This is a genomic window from Phenylobacterium sp., from assembly GCF_031412415.1.
Taxonomy (GTDB): Bacteria; Pseudomonadota; Alphaproteobacteria; order Caulobacterales; family Caulobacteraceae; genus Phenylobacterium.
Map to the genome: position 1 here is coordinate 1 of NZ_JANOCX010000350.1, position 3,001 is coordinate 3,001.

The window sequence follows — 3,001 nt, forward strand, 5'->3', positions numbered from 1 at the left end:
GTAGGTGACGCCGAGCGTGCGGCCGATCTGGTGGGCCGAAATGCCCTTCTTCGAAGACGACATGAGGTAGGTGGCGAGCAGCCACTTGTTCAGCGGAACCTTGGAGCTTTCAAAAACGGTCCCGACCATAACCGTGAACTGCTCACGGCAAGCGTTGCACTGGCAGACGCCCTTCCGCACAGCCCCGGTCGGGTTCGCCTTGGTCGGGCGACCCCTCTGGTCAGGAAGGCGAGCAGCCTGACCCACAACGCCACAGTGAGGGCAGATCGGACCATCGGGCCAGCGGGTCGCCTCAAGATGGGAGCGGGCTTTGTCGGCGTCGGTGAAGATCGGATCGGTCAGGTTCACGGCGGTAGCTCCTCAGTGAGAACAAGCTACACCAGCGATCCTGCTTTGTCACGTATATAACTGCCTTGAAATGTCAAGAACAAAACAAGAACATTAAGACACCCCTCGTGCCACCTCGTCGAGCAGCCGGCCCACATCTTCCTCCGTCACATGCAGATGAGGCGCGAACCGCACAGCGCTCCCCCGCTGGCTGACGAACACGTTCCGCCCCCGCAACGCCCCGACCAAGTCCCCGTCGAACCCCTCCGGAACCCGCGCCCCGAACATGTGCAGGCAGCGCAGTTCGGCGGGCGGAAGGGTGAAGCCCAGGGACTCCAGGCGTCCGGCGATCTGGGCGTTGACCGCGCCGAGGCTCTCGGCGATCTCCGCCACACCCCAGGCCTGCAGCTGTTCCAGGGCCGCGATCGCACCCGGCAGGACCGTGGTCACGCAGGTCTCGCCCACGTCGAAGCGGCGCGCGCCGTCGCGGTAGCCGTCGCTGTACTGGGCGAGGTTGTTGAAATCGCGGGCGTTGTCGCGGACCAGCCACGTCTCCTCAAGCGGCCGCGCCTGGCGCCAGGCCGGGGCGACGTACATCAGGCCGAAGCCGTAGGGGCAGAGCAGCCACTTGTAACCGGCCGCCACCAGGAAGTCGGGGGCCACGGCGTCCAGGTCCAGCGGCAGGGCCCCCAGGGTCTGGGTGGCGTCCAGCACCAGGGCGGCGCCGACCGCGCGGCAGGCTTCGCCGATGGCTTCGAGGTCCAGCCGCGCCCCGTTGGTCCAGTGGCAGTGGCCCAGCGCCGCGACCTTCACCCGCGGGCCGAGGTGGGCCAGGACCGCGGCGGTCCAGTCGCCGTCGGCCGGCGTCGGCACGGTGACGACCTGCGCGCCCGTCACCTGCGCCACCCGTCGCCAGGGCAGGACGTTGGAGGGGAACTCATCCTCCATCAGCACGATCTGGTCGTGGGCGCGCAGGGTCGGCTCGATGGCGCGGGCCGCCGTGCTGATCCCGTAGCTGGCGGCCGGGATCACCGCCCAGCCGTCAGCCCCGCCGCCGAACAGGTCCGCCGCCAGCGTCCGCGCCCGCTCGGCGTCGGCGAAGAAGTCGTCGGGGGTCCGCTCCCAGGGCCGGCTCTTGGCCCCGGCGGCTGTCGCGAGAGCATCGCGGGAGGCGTTGAGCAGCGGGGCGTTGTAGGCGGTGTTGAAGTAGGCGACCCCCTCAGGGATATCGAAAAGATGGCGTTGCGAGGGGAGCATCCGGTCTCCTGAAACGCGACGCCGCCTTGAAGCCGTCGCAAAGAAATGTTGCACTGCACCATCGAGAGCCGCGCGATCCGCGCCGGAGAATCTCTGATGGACCCGATGAAGCCCGCTCGCCGCCCGCACCGCAAGCGCGCCGGGGTCGCTCCACGCGAGACGCACAAGTCCTGCGCGACGCCCTTCGAGAGCGTGGCCCTGCTACTGCAGGGCGGCGGGGCGCTGGGCGCCTATCAGGCCGGGGTCTATGAGGCGTTGCATGAGGCCGGGATAGAGCCGACCTGGATCGCCGGCATCTCCATCGGGGCGATCAACAGCGCCATCATCGCCGGAAATCCGCGCGAACACCGGGTCGCCAGGCTGCGCGCCTTCTGGGAGCAGGTCAGCGAGCCCCGCGACGGCGGCTGGGCCGACCAGTGGACCAAGCTGATCACCTTCGACGCCGCGCGGGGCTGGCTGAACCAGTTGGCGGCCGGGCAGATCATCGCCAACGGGGTGCCAGGCTTCTTCACTCCGCGCACGCCGCCGCCCTACCTCACCCCGCCCGGCGCCCCCGGCGCCACAAGCTGGTACGACACCACAGCCCTGCGCCCCACCCTGGAACGGCTGGTCGATTTCGACCTGATCAACAGCAAGGCCATGCGCTTCAGCGTCGGCGCGGTGAATGTCGGCACCGGCAACTTCGCCTATTTCGACAATGAGATCGATGTCATCGGCCCCCAGCACATCATGGCCAGCGGCGCCCTGCCGCCCGCCTTCGAGGCGGTCGAGGTGGACGAGGAGTTCTATTGGGACGGCGGCCTGGTCTCAAACACCCCTCTGGACTGGGTGCTGTCGGCGCGGTCGGACCTCGACACCCTGATCTTCCAGGTCGACCTGTGGAGCGCCCGGGGCGAGCTGCCGCGCGACCTGTCGGAGGTCGCCGTGCGGATGAAGGAGGTGCAGTTCTCCAGCCGCACGCGGGCGGCCACGGAGTCCTTCCGCAGGATGCAAGAGCTGCGCGCGGCCTTCAACGAACTGCTGGCTCAGATGCCGCCGGAACTGGCCGCCACGCCCCAGGCGCGCCTGCTGGCGGAGGCATCGGACCCCGCCGTCTACAACATCGTCCAGCTGGTCTATCGCTCGCCCACCTATGAGGGCCAGTCGAAGGACTACGAGTTCTCCCGCCGCACCATGGAGGAGCACTGGCAGGCCGGGCGACGCGACGCCCTGCTCACCCTGGCCCATCCCGAGGTGCTGATCCCGCCCACCGCCGCCCACGGCGTCGAGGTCTACGACTTCGTGACTCCGAAGGCCGAAATCCTTCAACCTGAGAAAGACCCAGCATGATCCTCAAGGACAAGGTCGCCATCGTCACCGGCGCCGCCAGCGGCATCGGCAAGGACATCGCCAAGGCCTTCCTGGCGCAGGGCGCCAA

At 68.4% G+C, this 3,001-nt stretch carries 4 protein-coding genes; 2 read left to right on the forward strand and 2 right to left on the reverse strand.

The window, feature by feature from the left end; translation table 11 throughout:
- Both RMO04_RS16785 and RMO04_RS16790 read right to left on the reverse strand, forming a co-directional pair.
- The coding region (locus tag RMO04_RS16785; RefSeq protein WP_309645913.1) for an IS1595 family transposase at nucleotides 1-348 on the reverse strand (348 nt) is incomplete at its 3' end.
- A 93-nt stretch (nucleotides 349-441) separates the two neighbouring features.
- Nucleotides 442-1,584 (reverse strand): aminotransferase class V-fold PLP-dependent enzyme, encoded by a 1,143-nt coding sequence (locus RMO04_RS16790; RefSeq protein WP_309645914.1) that lies wholly within the window; start codon nucleotides 1,582-1,584, stop codon nucleotides 442-444.
- Between the two features lie 96 nt (nucleotides 1,585-1,680).
- Here RMO04_RS16790 and RMO04_RS16795 point away from each other — a divergent pair, with 96 nt between their 5' ends.
- Both RMO04_RS16795 and RMO04_RS16800 read left to right on the forward strand, forming a co-directional pair.
- A complete protein-coding gene (locus RMO04_RS16795) occupies nucleotides 1,681-2,913 on the forward strand; it encodes a patatin-like phospholipase family protein (RefSeq protein ID WP_309645915.1) in 1,233 nt (410 codons plus the stop codon).
- The coding region (locus tag RMO04_RS16800; RefSeq protein WP_309645916.1) for an SDR family NAD(P)-dependent oxidoreductase at nucleotides 2,910-3,001 on the forward strand (92 nt) is incomplete at its 3' end. The genes RMO04_RS16795 and RMO04_RS16800, both read left to right, overlap by 4 nt.